Here is a 19855-nt window from a genome sequence, read left to right as displayed (position 1 = left end):
CCGCCCGGCATGATGTCAGTCATGGCCGAGCACTGGACTGACCGTGAGATCACCGGGGAGACCTTTTACGACGAGGACTTTCGTGAACTGCGCACCGAGCGTGTGGTTTTCACCGAGTGCGATTTCAGCGGCGCCAATCTCACCGAGTCGCTGCATATCGGCTCTGCCTTCCGGAACTGCACCTTCCGCCGCACATCGCTGTGGCATTCGGAGTTCCGCCAGTGCAGCATGCTCGGCTCCACCCTCACCGAGTGCCGGGTACGTCCGTCGAAGTTCACCGAGACCGATTTCACGCTGTCCTCGCTGGGCGGGCTCGATCTGCGTGAGATGGACCTGTCTGACTGTCGTTTCCGCGAGGCCAACCTGGTGGGCACCGATATGCGCAAAGCCAATCTGCACGGCGCCGACTTCACCGGTGCCCGCACGCAGAATCTCAAACTCGACGGCGCCGACCTGCGCGGTGCCCGCATTGACCCGACGTTGTGGACCACCGCAACCCTGACCGCCGCGAAAGTGGATCTGCCGCAGGCCGTCGCGTATGCCGCAGGGCACGGACTGGATGTGCACGGCGGCTAGGGCGGCCCCGTCTTCGAAAGAACTCAGCCCTTGAGGCGGATGCGCCAGCGCACGAATCCGGCCATCACCAGCGCGAGCAGCGCCAGGATGCCCATGTCGAACAGCCAGGTGCCGGCGTCGTGATTCCACAGCTCGTCCTGCGGCCCCACCGGCACCAGCTTGCGCAAGTCGGTGGTCGCGGCCGTCGCCGCGAATCCCCAACGCGACGGGAACAGGAATGAGAACTGTTCCAGCCCCGCACGTCCCGTCACCGGGATAAGACCGCCGCTGAACACGATCTGCGTCATGGTCGCGATCACCAGCATCGGCATCACCTGCTCGGCGGAGGTGGCCAGCGAGGACAGCACCAGGCCCAGCACGGTGGCCGCACATGCGGTGGCGGCAACGGCGACCCACAGTTCGAAGTTCGCGTTCCCGAGCAGCACCGCGCCCTGGGTCGGTCCACCGCGGACGATCACGATGACCGCTGTCATGATCGCGGACTGCACGATGGCGGCTCCGCAGTAGGTGATGATCTTGGCGAGCAGATATGCCGTGGCGGACAGGCCCACTGCCTGCTCACGCCGGAAGATCACCCGTTCACCGATCAGGTCGCGGATGGTCAGCGCCAGACCCAGGAAGCTGGCACCGAGGTTCGTCAGCGCCAGCAGTAGTCCGGGTTCATTCGGGTTATCGGGTAGCGCGACATTGAAACCGGCACTGCCGGGTACCGACAACACCAGTCCGGCAAGGACGAATGGCAGCAGTGCCAGGAAGATGAAGTACCCGCGGTCGGCCAGGATCAGCCGTCCCTGACGGCGTGCCACCGTGGAGACCTGCCGCAGCAGACTCGTCTTCGGGGGCTTGCCGAGGTCGCCGGGCTGCACCGGGGCGGTGACGGGTTTGTTCGCATCGGGATGCCGGGCCAGATAGGCCTGGTGCACGCCGTCCGGGTCGGCCGCGGCATTGGCGAAAATGTCGGCCCAGTCGGTGGTGCCCATCTCCTGGTTGATGCTGCGCGGAGGCCCGCAGTACGCGGTCTTGCCACCGGGGGCCAGCAGCAGCACCTGATCGCAGTAGCTCAGATAGGTCAGCGAATGCGTCACCACCACCACCACACGGCCGGCGTCGGCGAGCTGGCGCATCAGGCTCATCACCTGACGATCCAGTGCCGGGTCCAGACCCGAGGTGGGCTCGTCCAGGATCAGCAGCGACGGACCGGTCAGCAGCTCCATGGCCACCGAGGCGCGCTTACGCTGCCCACCGGAGAGCTTGTCGACGCGCGTCTCGGCGTGCTTGGTCATCTCGAGTTCCTCGAGAACCCGGGACACCACCTGTTCGCGGTCTTCTCTGGTGGTGTCCGGCGGCAATCGCAGCTCGGCGGCATAGTGCAGGGCCTGGCTCACGGTCAGCTGTGGGTGCACCACATCGTCCTGCGGCACCATGCCGATGCGGTTTCGCATCACGGCGTACTCGGCGTGCACCCCGTGACTTTCGAAGGACACCTTGCCCGCCGACGGTTGGGTGTTGCCGACGATCAGCCGGGCCAGGGTGGATTTGCCGGCACCCGAGGGACCGATGACAGCGGTGAGTGATCCGGGCCCCGCGGAGAAGCTGATGTTGTCGAGCAGCTTCTTGCCGCCCTCGACGGTGAAGTCGATGCCCTGCACCTCAAGCCCGCCGACGCGAGCGGCCGTCGTCGGTTTGACGAGCGTGCCGTCGTGAACGACGAGGTCGACGTTACCGATGGTGACGGTGTCACCCTCACGCACCGTCGCCTGCTCAACCTGGACACCGTTGACGAAGGTGCCGTTGATGGTGTGCAGGTCCTGGATCTCCAGGCCACCCGCGGACGGGAGCAGTAGGGCGTGGTGTCGCGAGGCCAGCACGTCGTTGACGACGATCGTGTTGTCGGGGGCACGCCCGACGGTGATGGCGCCGGGTGATGGTTTGGGCGCACCGCCGATGCCGAGCGCGCGCATCGCACGGGTGCCGAACGGCTCCACCGGCTCGTTGGCGTACGCGGCGGGCGCCGGGATGGGCTCGGACGGATACTGCTGGCGCGGGCGGGTGGGCCCTGAGGTCCCATACGTTTGGGGCCCCGAGGGCGGCGCGCCGTAGGGGTGCTGCTGGCTCGGCGGCTGCCCATAGGTCTGCGGCGCGGATTGGTAGCCGCCGGTGGGGTAGTGCTGCTGAGTGCCGGTGTAGGGGGCCGGCTGCAGACCCGAGGCCGGACCCCGCATGGTGGGGGGAGCGATTCCCAGCTGCGTTTCGCTGCCGAGTCCACCGAGCGCGAACGTCAGCCGCGGTCCGCCCGGGTCACCGAGGTTGACCACGGTGTCATCGCGCACTTCGACCCAACCGACCTGACGACCGTTGACGAAGATGCCGTTGAGGCTGCGTTGGTCCTCGGCGATCCATTTGCCGTCGACGAACCTGATTATCAGGTGTATACGCGACACCAACGGGTGCGTGATGCGTACATCGGCGTGGATATCGCGGCCGATATGAATGTCGTGCCCGGGTGCGAACTTTCGTTCGTCACCATCGAATACCACGGTGAGAGTGGGTGCTTCCCGACCAGTCATCGTTCCCGACTGTATCGGGTCGGGGCGTGAGGCCAGCCTTCCCGCGCCGGAGGTTCACAGGTACTGGGGTACGAATTCACAGGTTGTGCAGCAGAAACAGCGTTCTGGCGAGGACGGACACGCACAGCGCCGGCCAGTACCAAATGTGCCAATGGCGCCAGTGCCCGATGCCCATGGCGATCGTTGCGACCACGCACGTGAACAAGGTCAAAAAGGACCAGACGAACACCGTGGCCGCCGCGTCGGCCTGTTCGGGTGCGGCGCCACTGAATGCGAGCGGGAAGATCGAGGCGAACGCGACGATGCCTGCCGCCGCGGTCACCAGCACCCACAGCAGCCAGCTGACGACGGTCTCGGCAGTTCCCGGTCTCGGATGTTCGGGCGCTGCAGTCATGGCAGCGATGCTAGGTGAGCACGCAGTGGGTTCTGCTGAAAATTGTGGCCATGCACTGATTGCAGTGGGTGCATCGGGAATGAGTGGCCCGATCGGCCGCCACCTGATTCACCAGATCCGGATCGGCCAGCAAAGCGCGTCCCATGGCCACGAAATCGAAGCCCTCCGCCATCGCCAGGTCCATGGTGTCGCCGCCGGCGATTCCGCCCAACAGGATCAGGGGCATGTCCAATTCTTCGCGAAATTGGCGGGCATCGTCGAGCAGAAACGCGTCGCGGTACGGATAGGACCGGAAGAACTTCTTTCCGGTGAGCCGTACGCCCCACCCCATGGGTTTGGGGAAGCCGTTGGCGAGCTCACGGATCGGCACATCGCCGCGGAACAAGTACATGGGGTTCACCAGAGACGAGCCCGCGGTCAGTTCCAGGGCATCGAGCCCGCCATCTTCCTGCAGCCATTTCGCGGTTTGCAGAGACTCCTCGATGGGGATGCCGCCGCGGATGCCGTCGGTCATGGTGAGTTTCGCGGTCACGGCCAGCCGACTGCCGGCCACCTTGCGCACTGCTTGAACCACCGCGCGCGCCACCTTGGCGCGGTTGGCCAGCGATCCGCCGTACTCATCGCTACGCCTGTTGAACAGCGGGCTCAGGAAGGAGCTCACGAAATAGCCATGGCCTAGGTGGATTTCGACGGCATCGAAACCGGCCTCGATGGCGAGCCGGGCCGCGTTCGCGTGCGCGGCAATCACGCCCTCGATATCGGAGGTGCTGGCCCGGCGGGCGAATTTCATGCCCAACGGGTTGAAGAACCGGATCGGGGAGAGAGCACGGGACCCGTTCGATCGTGCATTGGCTACCGGACCGGCATGGCCGATCTGCGCCGAGACGGCGGCGCCGGTGTCGTGGATGGCATCGGTGAGCCGTCGCAGCCCGGGCAAGGCCTCTTCGCGCATCCAGACCTGGCCGTATTCGGTGCGTCCCTCGGGGGCGACGGCGCAATACGCGACCGTTGTCATACCGACCCCGCCGAGTGCGGGCCTGCGGTGATATTCGATGAGATCGTCGGTCACGAAGGCGTCGGGGGAGGCGGCCTCAAACGTCGCGGCCTTGATTGTCCGGTTGCGCAGTGTGATGGGGCCCAGTCGCGCGGGCGCCAACACATCGGGAACTCCAGCGGCGTCACTGCCCATGCGCGGGAGGTTACGCCGCGATCGCGGCCCGCGAATTCTGGATGTGGACTCCTACTTTTCGGTAAGTCCGGTGGATGTACGTTCGTCGTATGACCTCCCTGAATTTGTCAGCCGACGAAGTTCTGACCACCACCCGTTCGGTGCGCAAGCGCCTTGATTTCGACAAGCCCGTCGAGCGCGCCGTTGTCGAGGAATGTCTGGACATCGCGCTGCAGGCACCGACCGGCTCCAACCATCAGGGCTGGCACTGGGTGATCGTGGAGGACGCCGACAAGAAGAAGGCGATCGCCGACATCTACCGCGAGGGCTGGAACAAGTACGCCAAGGGTGCGGGCGCCACCTACGCCGAGGGCGATACCCGCGCCGAGCGCAAGGAAAAGGTTGTGGACTCGGCCGGCTACCTCGCCGAGAACTTCGAGCGGGCGCCACTGTTCCTGATTCCCTGCATCGAGGGACGCCTCGACAATCTGCCGGTGGTCGGTGCGGCGTCGTCGTGGGGATCGCTGCTGCCCGCGGTGTGGAGCTTCATGCTCGCCGCCCGTAACCGCGGTCTAGGGTCGGCCTGGACGACATTGCACCTGATGGACGACGGTGAGAAGCGCACCGCCGACATCCTGGGCATCCCGTTCGACAAGATCACCCAGGGCGGGCTGTTCCCCATCGCGTACACCGTGGGCACCGACTTCCGGCCCGCCAAGCGTCAGCCAGTCACCGACGTCCTGCACTGGGACACTTGGTGAGGGCTGGAATACTGGCCGTGTGACGGCGACTCGACTTGATGGCAAGGCCACCCGCGACGAGATCTTTGTGGAGCTGGCCACTCGTGCCGCGGCGCTGACCGCGGCGGGTAAGACTCCGGGCTTGGGCACCATCCTGGTAGGGGATGACCCGGGTTCGCACGCCTATGTTCGGGGCAAGCACGCTGACTGCGCCAAGGTGGGCATCAACTCGATCCGCCGTGATCTGCCCGCAGATATCGATCAAGCCACGCTGTGCGCCACCATCGACGAGTTGAACGCCAACCCGGACTGCACCGGCTACATCGTGCAGCTGCCGCTGCCCAAGCATCTCGATGAGAACGAGGCGCTGGAGCGCATCGATCCCGATAAGGACGCCGACGGGCTGCATCCGACGAACTTGGGGCGGCTGGTGCTGGGCAAGGAAGCGCCGCTTCCGTGCACGCCGCGGGGCATCGTCTATCTGCTGCGTCGCTATGACGTCAAGCTCGACGGCGCGCACGTGGTGGTGATCGGTCGCGGTGTCACGGTGGGCCGCCCCCTCGGGCTGCTGCTCACCCGCCGCTCCGAGAATGCGACAGTCACCCTGTGTCACACCGGAACCCGTGACCTGGCCGCCTTGACCCGGCAGGCCGACATCATCGTCGCCGCTGCCGGCGTGCCGCATATGGTGACGGCGGACATGGTCAAGCCGGGTGCCGCGGTGATCGACGTGGGCGTGAGCCGGGTCGACGACAAGCTGACCGGCGATGTGGCCGAGGATGTCTGGGATGTTGCCGGGTACGTCTCGCCCAATCCGGGCGGGGTCGGGCCGTTGACCCGAGCTTTCCTGCTTACCAATGTGATCGAGCGAGCGGAACGTTCGTGACGGCTACCCGGGACATGTTCGGGGCTGCTCTTGATGCCGTCCGCCGTTTCGCCCGTGAGCAGTGGCCGATCCTGGTGGTATCGGCGGTCTTTCTGGTGGCGTTGGGATTGGTGATCGCGGATCGTTGGCGGCGCGGTGCGCTGGTTGTGGGGATCGCTGTGGGGGTGGCCGCGGCGCTGCGGCTGGTGCTGACCGATGACACCGCGGGTCTGTTGGCGGTGCGCGGCAAGACCTTTGATGTCGGCGCTCTCAGCGCCGTCGCTGCGGTGATGGTCTACTTGGCGTTGACGATCGACCCACTGGGCACCGGATAGGCGCCTACTTGAGCAGTTGCACCGAGCGTGCGATGGCATCGGCCTGCTCGCCGAAGAACTGTTCGGACGGCTCGCCGCTGGGGCTGCCGGTATTGCTGGTGGCGATCTGCCAACGCTGATCACCCTGTCCGACAAACGCCACGTAGATCTTGGGCGTGATGGTGGCAGGCGGCTTGCCCTCGGCGGCCGGCGGCGTTTCCAGTTCCAGGCTTGCCGAGGCTCCGGGCAGGTTGGGGCCGTCCCATGAGTCGCGTTTATCCGCAGTGACTTTCGACTTGCGAGTCTTGACGAAGTCGCTCACCGCATCGGCGTTCGACGATTCGAGCCAGCGCTTTACTTCGGGGGCGGCCGTGTTCTCGTCCGAAGCCGTCAACTTGCGGATGCGTACGTATTGCGCGAATTCCGTTGACTCCCACTTGGGCCGGACCTGGAAGGTCACCTGCCCCTTGTTGTCGTGCACCCCATCGGCGAAGGCCACCCAGTCATGCGGGAGGGTGACGTAGATGCCCAGTTCGGGGATGAACTGCCGAGTGTGGCGGTCGGTGGGCGCGCTGCTGGCGCTGGATTCGGACTGATTCTTGGTGTCCGAAGGTGACCCCGCCGATCCACAGCCGGCGAGTGCCGGGGTCAGGAATGTGGTGGTGACAAAGAGGGCTGCCAGCAGGCGGCGATCCGTACGCACGGGTACACCGTAGCGGCACGCGGCGTATTCGTCTCTGTGAATTGGGGCACCCGATTCACAGATCTTCTACTGGTTGAGTGTCGCCCGGATGCTGACGGTGACGTACGGCAGCGCCAGGCCCGTCGACTGGGCAAGCGCAGGATGAGTGGACAGCAGCTCCCGAACCTGCTGCAGCGTCTTCTTCCGGGCGGCTTCGGGGGCGGTGATGCAGTAGCTGCGTGAGGCCACCATGTCCAGAAGTGCCTGAGGGGTAAGGTAACTCGTCCATTCGACCTGGTGTCGCTGCTGCCCGGTGAACGGTGCGGGCAGGCTGACCGTGTGGTTGAACGGATCGTCCTCGCTGCCGATGATCCTGCCGAGGTCGGCCACCCAACCCAGACGCTCGTCGCGGGTGTTCCACACCAGCCCTAGCCGCCCGCCCGGGCGCAGCACGCGAGCGACCTCGGGAATGGCGCGTTCGGGATCCACCCAGTGCCAGGCCTGCGCCACGAGCACCGCATCCACGCTGTTGTCGGGCAGCGGAATCTCCTCGGCGGTCCCCAACAGTGCGGGCGTCTCGGGAAGTGAATTGCTCAGTACCTCAAGCATTTCGGCGAGCGGATCCACCGCGATCACGTTGAGTCCGCGTTCCACCAGGCGGGTGGTGAGTTTCCCGGTACCGGCGCCCAGATCCAGGACGTCGTGTGCTCCGTCGGGCAGCAGCCAGTCGATGGCCTCGGGTGGGTAGGACGGGCGCCCCCGTTCGTAGGCGGCGGCCTGTGAACCGAACGACAGCGATGGCTCTGCTTGTGCGTCCGGCATTCGCGCTCCTCGGGTTCCGTTTACGAAGCCTGTGTTGACTTGGCCAGGGCGAGTGTCTCCCGAACCAGCTCGCTCACCGCGTCGAACTCGATGAGGAACGCGTCGTGGCCATGCAACGATTCGACTACTCGCAAGCCGGTACAACCGGGCAGCAGGTCGGCTAATTCCTCCTGCAGGCGCAGCGGGTACAGCCGATCGGACGTGATACCGCCGACGACGACGGGCACGGGGCAGCCACGCAGCGCTTTCTCGACGCCGCCACGGTTCCGGCCGACATCGTGCCGGTTGAGTGCCTCGGTCAGGATGACGTAGCTTCCGGCGTCGAAGCGCCGAACGAACTTGTTGCCCTGATGCTCCAGGTAGCTCTGCACCGCGTATCGGCCGTCGGCCCACGGATCCTCGGGCCCGTCCGGGCCGACCTGGGGATCATTGCCGAACCGGGTGTCCAGCTCGACCTCGCCGCGGTAGGTCAGGTGCGCGATGCGTCGGGCGAGGTTCAGTCCCCTCTGCGGGCTGCGTCCGCTGCCGTGATAGTCGCCGCCCTGCCAGTCCGGATCGGACCGAATGGCGGCGATCTGCGTGCTCTGGGTGCCGATCTGATCGCCGGTGGCGCGCGCACCAACCGCCAGCACCAGCGCTGCACGCACCGAATCCGGCTGCATGACAGCCCATTCCAGCGCGCGTGCACCGCCCATCGAACCGCCGACGACGGCGGCGACCTCGGTGATGCCGAGTTGTGCGAGTGCGGCGACGTCGGCGTTCACCTGGTCACGTACCGACACCTCGGGGAATCGTGACCCCCAGGGCTCTCCGTCGGCGGCAAGGGAAGTCGGGCCGGTGCTACCCCGGCAGCCACCCAACACGTTGGTGGCGATGGCGCACCACTGGTCGGTGTCGATCGCGGCGCCAGGGCCGATGATTCCTTGCCACCAGCCGCCGGTGATGTGGTCTGTACCGGCGGCTCCGATCACGTGTGAGTCGGCGGTCAGCGCATGACAGACGAACACCACGTTGTCGCGGCGTGGTGAGAGCTTTCCCCATGTCTGTACCGCGACGGTCGCGTCATCGATGACGGCACCGCTTTCCAGCGTGATCGAACCTATTGGTACGTAGGCGATCTCATCGCCCTGCGGAAGAGCGATGTTCGCCACGGGAAGCTGATGGTCGGCTGAGTCGCTTGCGCGAAGATCGTCGGTCAAGGTCATGATGATGCCACCGCCGCGGGCTGTTTGAGTCGCCGCACCGCGGCGAATCCGGTATCCAGATCGGCCAGGATGTCGTCGATACCCTCAATGCCGACCGCCAACCGCACCAGGCCGGGTGTGACACCGGAGGCCACCTGCTCTGCGGGCGAGAGCTGTGCGTGCGTCGTCGTGGCGGGGTGAATGACCAGCGATCGCACATCGCCGATGTTGGCCACCTGGCTGTGCAGCGTCAGGGAATCGATGAAGGTGGTCGCCGCCTCGACTCCTCCGTCCAGTTCGAATGCGAGCACCGCACCGGCGCCCTTGGGGGCCAATGACTTCGCGCGTTCGTACCAGGGGGAGGTGGGCAGCCCGGCGTAGTTGACGCCGGTGACCTCCGGCTGGGCGGCGAGGTACTCGGCCACCCGCTGTGCATTTTCGACGTGGCGTTGCACCCGCAGGCTCAACGTCTCCAGTCCCTGCGCGATGAGGAATGCGTTGAACGGGGAGATGGCGGGACCGAGGTCGCGCAACAGCTGCACACGCGCCTTGAGTGCGTAGGCCGGTGCGCCCAGGTCGGCGAACACCACCCCGTGGTAGCTCGGGTCCGGAGTGGTGAATCCGGGGTGGCGGCCCTGGGTCCAATCGAAGGTGCCGCCGTCGATGATCACGCCACCGATCGCATTGCCGTGTCCACCAAGGTATTTGGTGGCCGAGTGCACCACGATGTCGGCGCCGTGGGCCAGCGGCTGGATCAGATAGGGGGTGGCGACGGTGTTGTCGACGATGAGGGGGACGCCCGCTTCGTGCGCGATCTTCGAGATGCCGGGAATGTCGAGAATGTCGTTCTTGGGGTTGGAGATCGATTCGGCGAAGAGCGCCTTGGTCTGTGGCGTGATGGCGCGGCGCCAGGAGTCGAGGTCGTCGGGATCTTCGACGAAGGTGGTTGAGATGCCCAGGCGCGGCAACGTGTAGTGCAGCAGATTGTATGTGCCGCCGTACAGGCGCGGGCTCGACACGATGTTGTCACCGGCCTGCGCGATGTTGATGATGGCCAATGTCGCTGCCGCCTGCCCGGAAGCGAGCAGCAGCGCTGCCACTCCGCCTTCGAGGGCAGCGATGCGCTGCTCGACGACATTCTGAGTCGGGTTACCGATGCGGGTGTAGATGTTGCCCTCTTCGGACAGCCCGAACAGCGCCGCCGCGTGCGCGGTGTCGTTGAAGACGTAGGACGTGGTCTGGTAGATCGGCAGGGCTCGGGCATTGGTCGCCGGGTCGGCGGTCTGGCCTGCGTGGATCTGCTTGGTCTCAAACGCCCACTGGGCGGTGGGATCGATATCGGTCATGGGAACCTCCTGGTGGTCGGTGCGGGGCTGGCGGTTTAGGGCATGCGACAGCGACAACACCGATAACAGGAATGCAGGGACTCACCCCCGGGTGACGAACGCTTCATTGGGCCAACCTGTCTTCTCGGGGCCCGTCATCGGACCCGCGCTTGCCGTGTGGCCGACTGTCCTTTCATAACCCAGTCGGCTACTCAACCTGGTCATCACCCGGGGCACCCCACCGCGGTTGGAGGGTTGCCGACCAGCGAGCCGGGGCTTGACGCTGGTACTCATGACCGCTTAAAAGCGTATCGCAATGCACCGAATGGTTGCCACCAGGTATGCGAGGCACGGCTCGGTGGTGGCTCACGGCCACGATGGGAGCGCGATCACAGCCCGTCCGCCCGCCTAGGCTCGGAAGCGACGTGATACTGAATAGGTCAACCGTGTGACCCACGGGATGCCTGAGATTTGACCGACCAACAAGTCCGATCAACGATGCCGGGAGTGACCATGAGTGCGCAGCAGCCGACCATCATCTACACGCTGACAGACGAGGCGCCGCTGCTTGCGACGTACTCCTTCTTGCCGATCATCCGGGCCTTCGCGGGCCCCGCCGGTATCGACGTTCAAACCAGCGATATCTCCGTTGCCGCACGCATCCTGTCCGAGTTCACCGAGTACCTCCCCGAGGATCAGCGCGTTCCGGACAACCTGGCCGAGCTGGGCCGCCTGACGCAGTTGCCCGAGACGAACATCATCAAGCTGCCGAACATCAGCGCGTCGGTGCCCCAGCTGCTGGCCGCCATCAAGGAACTGCAGGGTAAGGGCTACAAGCTGCCGGACTACCCCGAGGACCCGAAGAACGACGAAGAGAAGGACATCTTGGTGCGGTACACCAAGTGTCTGGGCAGTGCCGTGAACCCCATTCTGCGTGAAGGTAACTCGGATCGGCGCGCACCGCGTGCGGTCAAGGAGTACGCACGCAAGCACCCGCACAGCATGGGCACGTGGTCGCAGGCGTCGCGCACCCACGTCGCAACCATGAAGGAAGGCGACTTCTACCACGGTGAGAAGTCGCTGACGCTGGATCGCGACCGCAAGGTCAAGATGGTGCTGACCACCAAGAGCGGCGAGACCATCGTGCTCAAGCCCGAGGTGACGCTGGGCGCGGGCGACATCATCGACAGCATGTTCATGAGCAAGAAGGCGCTCTGCGACTTCTACGAAGAGCAGATCGAGGACGCATATAAGACCGGCGTGATGCTCTCCCTGCACGTCAAGGCCACCATGATGCGGGTCAGCCACCCCATCGTGTTCGGGCACGCGGTGAAGATCTTCTACAAGGACGCCTTCGCCAAGCATCAGGAGCTGTTCGACGAGCTGGGCGTGAACGTCAACAACGGCATGTCCGACCTCTACAGCAAGATCGAGGCGCTGCCGGCATCGCAGCACGAGGAGATCATTCGCGACCTGCACGCCTGCCACGAGCACCGGCCCGAGCTGGCCATGGTGGATTCGGCCAAGGGCATCTCGAACTTCCATTCGCCCAGCGACGTGATCGTCGACGCCTCGATGCCCGCGATGATCCGGGCCGGCGGCAAGATGTACGGCGCGGACGGCAAGCTCAAGGACACCAAGGCCGTCAACCCGGAGTCGACCTTCTCCCGGATCTATCAGGAGATGATCAACTTCGTAAAGACCCACGGCCAGTTCGATCCGACCACCATGGGCACCGTTCCCAACGTGGGTCTCATGGCGCAGAAGGCCGAGGAGTACGGCAGCCACGACAAGACCTTCGAGATCGCCGAGGCGGGCGTCGCCGACATCGTCGATATCGACACCGGTGAGGTACTGCTGAGCCAGAACGTCGACGAGGGTGACATCTGGCGCATGCCGATCGTGCGGGACGCGGCGATCCAGGACTGGGTCAAGCTGGCGGTCACCCGTGGGCGGGAATCCGGGATGAACGTGGTGTTCTGGCTGGACACCGAGCGTCCGCACGAGGTGGAACTGCGCAAGAAGGTCAAGGAGTACCTGCAGGACCACGACACCGAAGGCCTCAAGATTCAGGTTGTGCCCCAGGTCTGGGCCATGCGCTACACGCTGGAACGGCTGATCCGCGGCAAGGACACCATCGCCGCGACCGGCAACATTCTGCGTGACTACCTGACCGACCTGTTCCCGATCCTGGAGCTGGGTACCAGCGCCAAGATGCTGTCCATCGTGCCGCTGATGGCGGGCGGCGGACTGTACGAGACCGGCGCCGGCGGTTCGGCACCCAAGCACGTCAGCCAGCTGGTCGAAGAGAACCACCTGCGGTGGGACTCTCTCGGTGAGTTCCTGGCGCTGGCCGTCAGCCTGGAGGACCTGGGCATCAAGACCGGGAACCCGCGGGCCAAGATTCTGGCCACCACGCTGGACGCGGCGACCGGGAAGCTGCTGGAGAACGACAAGAGCCCGTCGCGCAAGGTCGGGGAGCTCGACAACCGTGGCAGCCAGTTCTACCTGGCCCTGTACTGGGCGGCCGAGCTTGCCGCTCAGACCGAGGATGTGGAGCTGGCCGAGCTGTTCGCGCCGTTGGCCAAGCAGCTGGTCGAGAACGAGGACGAGATCGTCGCCGAGCTTGCCGCAGTGCAGGGCAGCCCGGCCGATATCGGCGGCTACTACTCTCCGGACCCGGATAAGACCGCCGCGGTGATGCGGCCGAGCCAGACCTTCAACGCCGTACTGGCATCCGTCGAGGTATAGCTCACTGCGTCGAGTGTGAAACCTGGGCGGCGAATCAGTCGAAACTCCGCCACAGGTTCACGCTCGACGTGATCTCTAGCCGACGTCGGAGGCCGCGGCACGCTTGGCGGCGACCAGCGGGTCGATCAGGTCGGCGATCACTTCGGTGACCTGACCGGGCGCTTCGAGCATGGGCACGTGCCCCATGCCCGCCAGGGTGATTCGCCGTGCATCGGCAGGCAGGCCCTGGCTGATGAGCTTCCCGAAACGACCCGGGGGCACGATCTCGTCCTTCTCACACAGCACCAGCTGTGCCGGCACCGAGATGGTGTTCAGGTTCTGCAGGCCCGGCGCCGGCAGAATCGACGACAGCGACGGCAAGTAGGCCGGGCAGTGTGTGATGTCCTCGAAAATGCTGTGGAAGTCCGGCAGGCTCAGCGCCTCTGTCTCCCCGCAGAGGGCGCGGGCGGTGGCGAACTTGACGAACGGCAGGCCCGCCACGCGGCGGCCCAACAGCCGGGAGAACGCCAGCCAGGGGAGCATGGCCGCGAACTTCACCACGATCTCCGCCTTCAGCGGCGAGTACTTGGTCCAGCCGCCGGCAGGCGCGATGGCGGTGACGCTGCGAGCCCGGCCGCGTAGCGCCAGACCCAGCGCGATCCAGCCGCCCAGCGAGTTGCCCACCAGATGGGCGGTCTCCCAGCCCTTCTCATCCATGATCTCTTCGACCTGGTCCAGGTAGGTATCGACCGAGCGCTGCGACAACGGAGGCAGCGCGGGCAACGGTCCGCCGCCGTTGTGTCCGGGGTAGGTGGGTGCGAACACCTCGTATCCGGCATCGGCGAGCTGCTCGGCCACGGTCTCCCACACCGACTGCGACAGCATGAACGGATGTAGCAGCAGGACCGGCTCGCCCTCGCCCATCTCGATGGGCGCTCGCTTGCTCGACGACTTCGACAAAATGGCTTCCAGCATGCGGTCCTCCTAGTGCGCCAACATCTGCGTTGACATTACTGTCTGTTGCGTCAACTTACCGTGCCCCGTGGTGCCCATCACTGTCGGCTGTTCTTCGCCCCGGCGGCTCATCACTGTCAGACCTCTCGACTATCGTCGGCGACCGATGAGCACCAAGAAGATCACCGTCACCACCATCAACGTCAACGGCATTCGTGCCGCGGTCAAAGAGCGGTCCACGGAGAACCGGGGGCTGTTGCCCTGGTTGGAGCAGACGACCGCCGACATCGTGTGTCTGCAAGAGGTGCGTGCGGAGAACGAGCAACTCCAGGAGGCGTTGGCTCCGGCGCTGGCCGCGGGGTGGCACGTGGTGAACGCCTCGTCGAGTGTGAAGGGACGCAACGGCGTGGGGATTCTCAGCCGCGTCCCGGCCACCTCGACCAAGGTGTCGCTCGACGCCGATGGTGGCGAGTTCGACGAAGCCGGGCGGTATCTGGAGGCCCAGGTCGGCGATCTCACGGTGGCGAGCATCTACCTGCCCACCGGGGAGGCGGGCACGGCGCGCCAGGACGAGAAGGAACGTTTCATGGCGGCGGTGGGCGCCAGGATGGCCAAACTGGTTGCGAGCGGGCGCGACACGGTGATCTGCGGTGATTGGAACATCGGGCATACCGAGCGAGACATCAAGGCCTGGAAGGCGAATCAGAAGAAGGCCGGGTTCCTGCCGGAGGAGCGGGCCTGGGTCGGCTCGCTGCTCGAGGCCGGGTGGGTCGATACCTTCCGGTTGCTGCACCCCGATGTCGACGGACCGTACAGCTGGTGGTCGTGGCGGGGTAAGGCCTTCGACAACGACGCGGGCTGGCGCATCGACTATCACCTGGCGACCGCCGATCTCGGGCAGCGCGCACACGCGGCGCGGGTCGAACGTGCCGACGCCTACGCACTGCGCTGGTCCGACCATGCGCCGGTGACGGTCGAGTACCGGCTGCACTAGCCGATTGAGCGGTCTGCTCGGGTAAATGGTTTTGACCGGTCATGCCAGGATGGATGCACTATGACTGCCGACAGGACCGCTGACACCGCCGCCCGGGGACGCCTGTTCTCCGGGATTCAACCCACCGCCGATTCTCTCCATCTCGGAAATGTGTTGGGCGCGGTGCAGCAGTGGGTGCGGTTGCAGCACGAGTACGAGGCGCTGTTCTGTGTCGTCGACCTGCATGCCATCACGGTCGCGCAGGACCCCGAGGAGCTACGCCGACGCACTCGCGCGGTGGTTGCCCAGTACGTGGCGCTGGGTGTCGACCCGGCCGAGAGCGCGATCTTCGTGCAAAGCCATGTCCCGGCGCACACCGAATTGGCTTGGGTGCTGGGATGTTTGACCGGCTACGGCGAGGCGTCTCGGATGACGCAGTTCAAGGACAAGTCCGCCAAGCAGGGTAATGACGCCACCACCGTCGGCCTGTTCACCTATCCGGTGTTGATGGCCGCCGACATCCTGTTGTACCAGACGAATGTGGTGCCGGTGGGCGATGATCAGCGTCAGCACCTCGAACTGACTCGCGATGTGGCGCAGCGGTTCAACGGCCGCTACGGCGAGACGTTCGTGCTGCCGGAGACATTCGTGCCGAAGAATGCGGCGCGGATCTACGACCTGCAGGACCCGACGGTGAAGATGAGCAAGTCCGCCTCGACGCCCGCCGGGTTGATCAATCTGCTCGACGATCCGGCGGTCTCGGCCAAGAAGATCAAGTCGGCGCAGACCGACAGCGACCGGGAGATTCGCTTCGACAGGGAAGCCAAGCCGGGTGTCTCGAACCTGCTGAGCATCCAGTCCGCGCTCAGCGGCGCCGATATCGACACGCTCGTCGACGGCTATGCCGGGCGGGGTTACGGTGACCTGAAGAAGGACACCGCCGAGGCGCTGGTCGAGTTCGTCACGCCGGTGCGTGACCGGACAAATGAGCTGCTCACCGATACCGCGGCGCTTGACGACATCCTGGCTGCAGGTGCGGCGCGCGCAGGGGAGCTGGCAGAGAAGACTCTCACCGAGGTCTATGACCGGATAGGGTTTGTCCGGCCCGCGAGGTAGCGAACAACAGAGGCGGTGAGTGGTGGCCGAAGACGATAAGCCCGGGATTCTCGACCGCTATCGCGCAAGGTTTCCCTGGTTCGACCACATCATGCGCATGCAGGAGCGCTACCAAAAGGTCAACGGCAACTTCTACGCCGCAGGAATCACGTATTTCACGGTCTTTGCGCTGTTTCCGCTGATGATGGTCGGATTCGCGGTCATGGGCTTCGTGTTGTCCAGGCGACCGGACACGATAGCGGAGTTACGGGGCCGGATCAGCGGGGCGATCTCCGGCGAAGTGGGCAATCAGCTAATCAATCTGATGGATACCGCCATTGCCTCGCGCACCAGCCTGGGCATCGCGGGTCTTGCGACCGCGGCCTGGGCCGGGCTGGGGTGGATGGCCAACGTGCGGGCGGCGCTTAGCGCCATGTGGGAGCAGCCCAACGACTCCGACGGGTTCGTGCGGGGCAAGCTGTCAGATCTGGTGGCATTGGGCTCGACGTTCGTGGCGCTGGCCCTCACCATCGCGGTCACCGTTGTCGGTAATGAGAAAACGATCCTGCGAATACTCGGCTGGGTGGGGCTACATGACGTCTCCATACCGGCGGTACTTCTCAAGGTCGTCACCATCGCCATAGCGACCGTGTTGTCGTGGGCGTTGTTCACCTGGATGATCTCGCGACTACCGAGAGAGCGGCTGCCATTCTCCAGTGCGGTGCGGGCCGGGCTCATCGCGGCGATCGGCTTCGAGCTGTTCAAACAGGTCGCGTCGATCTATCTGAGCGTGATCATGCATGGTCCTGCGGGCTCCACGTTCGGCCCGGTGCTCGGCATCATGGTGTTCGCCTACATCACCGCCCGTCTGCTGTTGTATGCCACCGCGTGGGCGGCCACCTCCGATGAGAACCAGCCCTTTGTGTATGTGCCGCCGCCCGAGCCGGTTGTCATCACTACGCGGATCGAGACCGTCGAGCGGCCCTCGAAGCTGGGTGTCCTCGCCGCCTTCGGCGCTGGAGCTCTTGGTGCCCTGGGTATTTCGTGGCTAGGCCGCGGCGGAGACTAGGGTTTAGGCCTGGCGGCGGTTGAGTGAGCGCGCCGCCAGGATGAGTCCGAAGACGATCATCGCGCCGATGATCGTCACACCCACCCGGACCGGCACGCTGTTGACCGCATCGGCCGTGAGGCCGGCGGCCTGGGGCGTGGCCGCGTTGTCGGCATGCGGCTTGGTCAGCAGCGATGGGTCCGGATCGACGAGCTTGCCGATCGAGGCATCGCGCGGCGTCGAGAACCCGTAGTCGAGCAGATGGGCGGCCTGTTCCCACGGCGCGATCGGAAGACGCGTACCGCGCAACATGGTGACGACCAACCGGCGGCCGTCACGCTCGGCGGCGCCGACAAAGGTCTGTTGCGCGTCATCGGTGTATCCGGTCTTCCCACCGAGCGCGCCGGGGTAGTTGTAGAGCAGCCGGTTGTCGTTCGTCATCTCGTAGGGCGGATGATCTTCGGGCTCACCGGGTTTGGCGGGATGGCCCGGGAAGGTTGCCTTCGGAGCCGACACCAGATCGGCGAAGGTGGGGTCCGCGAACGCGTACTTGTAGAACAAGCCCAGGTCGTAGGCCGAGGTGCTCATGCCGGGGCCGTCGAGACCGGAGGGGGTGGCAGCCCGCGTGTCCCGCGCACCGAGTTTCTGTGCCATGTCGTTGATCTTGGCGACGGTCTCGGCCATGCCTCCGAGCTGGACGGCCAGCGCGTGTGCGGCGTCGTTGCCCGAGTTCATGAGCAGACCGGTGAGTAGCTGCCGGACGGTGTAGGTGCCGCCGACGTCGACGCCGACCCTGGTGCCCTCGCTGTTCGCGTCGTCCTGGGTACCCACCACCGCCTGGTTGAGGTTCAGGTTGTTGATGGCCTCCATGGCGACCAGCACCTTGATGACACTGGCGGGCCGGTGTCGGGCGTGAGGGTCCTTGGCCGCGACCACATTTCCCGTGTTCAGGTCGGCGATGAGCCAGGACTCCGCAGAGACATCATTGGGGACGGGCCCGGCGCCGGCGGGGGTGATCACATCGCAGCTTCCGAGCATCTCGCCGCCGATGGGCTTGGCGGGCACCGGGAGTGGCGCGGGCGGATCGCCACCGGCCTTGGGGACCTCGGAGGTGTCGACTGCCGGTGGCGTGACGACCTTGTAGGGGCACCCGCTGGTATCCGGCGGCGTGAACCCGGGCTCGGCAGTAGCCAACGGTGTGCTGAGGGGGAGGGCGGCGACGATCAGCCCGGCGGCGGTGGCCGCGGCGAAGCGCGTCGCGGCTGCTCGCAGCGACGGACGGCGATCGGGCGCAGGAATCCAGGTGGTCATCGCCTTGCCACAGTAAGTGACCACCACCCTGAACTGGGGGATGTTACGCCTGTGTCGGATGTGACTTCTCGGTCGACTACCCGGACGACGCGATATCGGACAGGTTGATATGACCGACGGCCGACGATCCGATGCAGCCCAGCCAGAGGCGGCCGCCGGACTCCACGACACCGGTCGTGGTCTGCAGCAGTGGGTCGCGGCCGCGGATGTTCGCGACCGCCGCCCCGGTGTCCGGATTGAACGCGACAACCCAGGCGTCGGCCGTGACGGCAGGCTGAATCGATTCCGGAAGTTGCCAGAGAAGTTTGCGCAGCAGCGGTGCGCGCGGCACGAGCGTCTCCAGCGCGGCATTGCGCGGCCCCGCCATCGCGACCCATATCCGGCCATCGGAGCCGGTGCTGATGTTGTCGGGCATGCACGGCAATTCCTCGACGAGCCTCGAGGTCTGTCCCTGTGCCGAACCCGACAGCGCGATCGTGCTCAGGCGCCGCCCAATGGTTTCGGCGTATACCAAGCGGGACTCGTCGGCGGTCAGGGTGACGCCGTTGGTGAAGTACAACCCGTCGGCGATGGTGGTGACAGTGCCGTCGATATCGCGGCGAAACACCCGGCCGGTACCGCGGCCCTCGATGGCGGCGGCCCGATACTCCTCGAAGGGGAAACGTGCCGTCGACTCGCTGAAATAGATTGTCCCATCAGATGCTTCGGTGACATTCGAGCAGAAGATGAGTGGGGGGCCATCGACCTCGGTGACAAGTGGCTCGATATCTCCGGAGGCCGGATCGAGGGCCAGCAGCTTGTCGCGGCTGCAGATCAGTACGCGGCCATCGCGCGCGATATGCAGGCCCAGGGGTGGGTGCTCGGTGGTCGCGACGTGCGTAACCTCGGCACCGTCGGGCGAGATGCGGAGCATCTTTCCGTCCACCACGCCCGTCCAGATATTTCCCGCGGCGTCCGCCACGACATCCTCGGGTCCATGACCCGGCAGCGGCACCACCGCGAGCGGGGGAAGGGGCTGCGGGTTCAGGGATAGCGCCCGCACCCCGGGCGGCTGCCAGCGGACGGGGTCAATCGACGGCTTGGCCATGGGCTCACCTTATTGCAGGC

The 19855-nt window shown here is 65.5% G+C and carries 18 protein-coding genes and 1 riboswitch; of the genes, 8 read left to right on the top strand and 10 right to left on the bottom strand.

Annotation, left to right across the window (positions count from 1 at the left end; genetic code table 11):
* The first annotated feature begins 21 nt into the window (after positions 1-21).
* Positions 22-576, top strand: coding sequence for a pentapeptide repeat-containing protein (locus MSTE_RS18960; protein WP_096506095.1), 555 nt, complete (start codon positions 22-24; stop codon positions 574-576).
* Positions 577-599: 23 nt separating this feature from the next.
* On the opposite strand, the gene MSTE_RS18955 is transcribed toward MSTE_RS18960, so the two are convergent.
* The 3 genes from MSTE_RS18955 to MSTE_RS18945 form a co-directional block, all read right to left on the bottom strand.
* Positions 600-3143 (bottom strand): ATP-binding cassette domain-containing protein, encoded by a 2544-nt coding sequence (locus MSTE_RS18955; RefSeq protein ID WP_096503568.1) that lies wholly within the window; start codon positions 3141-3143, stop codon positions 600-602.
* 76 nt (positions 3144-3219) lie between these two features.
* Positions 3220-3537: a hypothetical protein gene (locus MSTE_RS18950; protein ID WP_096503566.1), complete on the bottom strand. Its 318-nt coding sequence runs from the start codon at positions 3535-3537 to the stop codon at positions 3220-3222.
* A gap of 10 nt (positions 3538-3547) precedes the next feature.
* Entirely contained in the window at positions 3548-4726 is a 1179-nt protein-coding gene (locus MSTE_RS18945) for an NADH:flavin oxidoreductase (RefSeq protein WP_096503564.1), read from the bottom strand.
* Positions 4727-4815: 89 nt separating this feature from the next.
* On the opposite strand from MSTE_RS18945, the gene MSTE_RS18940 reads away from it, so the two are divergent.
* The 3 genes from MSTE_RS18940 to MSTE_RS18930 are packed head-to-tail and all read left to right on the top strand — an operon-like array spanning position 4816 to position 6645.
* Entirely contained in the window at positions 4816-5466 is a 651-nt protein-coding gene (locus MSTE_RS18940) for a nitroreductase family protein (RefSeq protein WP_096503562.1), read from the top strand.
* A gap of 19 nt (positions 5467-5485) precedes the next feature.
* Entirely contained in the window at positions 5486-6331 is an 846-nt protein-coding gene (locus tag MSTE_RS18935; RefSeq protein ID WP_070941335.1) for a bifunctional methylenetetrahydrofolate dehydrogenase/methenyltetrahydrofolate cyclohydrolase, read from the top strand.
* 14 nt (positions 6332-6345) lie between these two features.
* Positions 6346-6645 (top strand): DUF3017 domain-containing protein, encoded by a 300-nt coding sequence (locus MSTE_RS18930; protein ID WP_096503560.1) that lies wholly within the window; start codon positions 6346-6348, stop codon positions 6643-6645.
* A 4-nt stretch (positions 6646-6649) separates the two neighbouring features.
* Here the strand turns inward: MSTE_RS18930 and MSTE_RS18925 are convergent, their stop codons facing one another.
* The 4 genes from MSTE_RS18925 to MSTE_RS18910 all read right to left on the bottom strand — a co-directional run bounded on the left by MSTE_RS18925 (position 6650) and on the right by MSTE_RS18910 (position 10658).
* Positions 6650-7327 carry a hypothetical protein gene (locus tag MSTE_RS18925; RefSeq protein WP_096503558.1) on the bottom strand — a complete coding sequence of 226 codons (678 nt, stop codon included), beginning with the start codon at positions 7325-7327 and terminating at the stop codon, positions 6650-6652.
* 66 nt (positions 7328-7393) lie between these two features.
* Positions 7394-8128: a class I SAM-dependent methyltransferase gene (locus tag MSTE_RS18920; protein ID WP_096503556.1), complete on the bottom strand. Its 735-nt coding sequence runs from the start codon at positions 8126-8128 to the stop codon at positions 7394-7396.
* Between the two features lie 20 nt (positions 8129-8148).
* Entirely contained in the window at positions 8149-9333 is a 1185-nt protein-coding gene (gene metX / locus MSTE_RS18915; RefSeq protein WP_096503555.1) for a homoserine O-acetyltransferase MetX, read from the bottom strand.
* Entirely contained in the window at positions 9330-10658 is a 1329-nt protein-coding gene (locus MSTE_RS18910) for a bifunctional o-acetylhomoserine/o-acetylserine sulfhydrylase (RefSeq protein ID WP_096506093.1), read from the bottom strand. Before MSTE_RS18910 ends, metX begins: the two co-directional genes overlap by 4 nt.
* A gap of 140 nt (positions 10659-10798) precedes the next feature.
* Positions 10799-10935: riboswitch (SAM riboswitch) on the bottom strand.
* Between the two features lie 215 nt (positions 10936-11150).
* Between MSTE_RS18910 and MSTE_RS18905 the strand changes: the two genes are divergently transcribed.
* Positions 11151-13388, top strand: coding sequence for an NADP-dependent isocitrate dehydrogenase (locus MSTE_RS18905; protein WP_096506091.1), 2238 nt, complete (start codon positions 11151-11153; stop codon positions 13386-13388).
* Between the two features lie 75 nt (positions 13389-13463).
* Here MSTE_RS18905 and MSTE_RS18900 read toward each other — a convergent pair whose 3' ends face one another.
* Entirely contained in the window at positions 13464-14342 is an 879-nt protein-coding gene (locus MSTE_RS18900; RefSeq protein WP_096503553.1) for an alpha/beta fold hydrolase, read from the bottom strand.
* A 145-nt stretch (positions 14343-14487) separates the two neighbouring features.
* Here MSTE_RS18900 and MSTE_RS18895 point away from each other — a divergent pair, with 145 nt between their 5' ends.
* Genes MSTE_RS18895 through yhjD form a run of 3 tightly spaced genes read left to right on the top strand, consistent with a single transcriptional unit; the run spans position 14488 to position 17458 of the window.
* Positions 14488-15315, top strand: coding sequence for an exodeoxyribonuclease III (locus tag MSTE_RS18895; RefSeq protein ID WP_096503551.1), 828 nt, complete (start codon positions 14488-14490; stop codon positions 15313-15315).
* A gap of 60 nt (positions 15316-15375) precedes the next feature.
* A complete protein-coding gene (gene trpS / locus MSTE_RS18890; protein ID WP_096503550.1) occupies positions 15376-16410 on the top strand; it encodes a tryptophan--tRNA ligase in 1035 nt (344 codons plus the stop codon).
* 19 nt (positions 16411-16429) lie between these two features.
* Positions 16430-17458: an inner membrane protein YhjD gene (yhjD, locus tag MSTE_RS18885; RefSeq protein ID WP_096503548.1), complete on the top strand. Its 1029-nt coding sequence runs from the start codon at positions 16430-16432 to the stop codon at positions 17456-17458.
* A gap of 3 nt (positions 17459-17461) precedes the next feature.
* Here yhjD and MSTE_RS18880 read toward each other — a convergent pair whose 3' ends face one another.
* Complete coding sequence (locus tag MSTE_RS18880) at positions 17462-18748, bottom strand: D-alanyl-D-alanine carboxypeptidase family protein (RefSeq protein WP_096506089.1); 1287 nt, start codon at positions 18746-18748, stop codon at positions 17462-17464.
* Between the two features lie 76 nt (positions 18749-18824).
* Positions 18825-19835: an SMP-30/gluconolactonase/LRE family protein gene (locus tag MSTE_RS18875; protein ID WP_096503546.1), complete on the bottom strand. Its 1011-nt coding sequence runs from the start codon at positions 19833-19835 to the stop codon at positions 18825-18827.
* Positions 19836-19855 lie beyond the last annotated feature (20 nt).

Source organism: [Mycobacterium] stephanolepidis (genome assembly GCF_002356335.1).
GTDB lineage: Bacteria > Actinomycetota > Actinomycetes > Mycobacteriales > Mycobacteriaceae > Mycobacterium > Mycobacterium stephanolepidis.
Note: the sequence above shows the minus strand (reverse complement) of the source record. Positions and strands in the feature narration are given on the sequence as shown.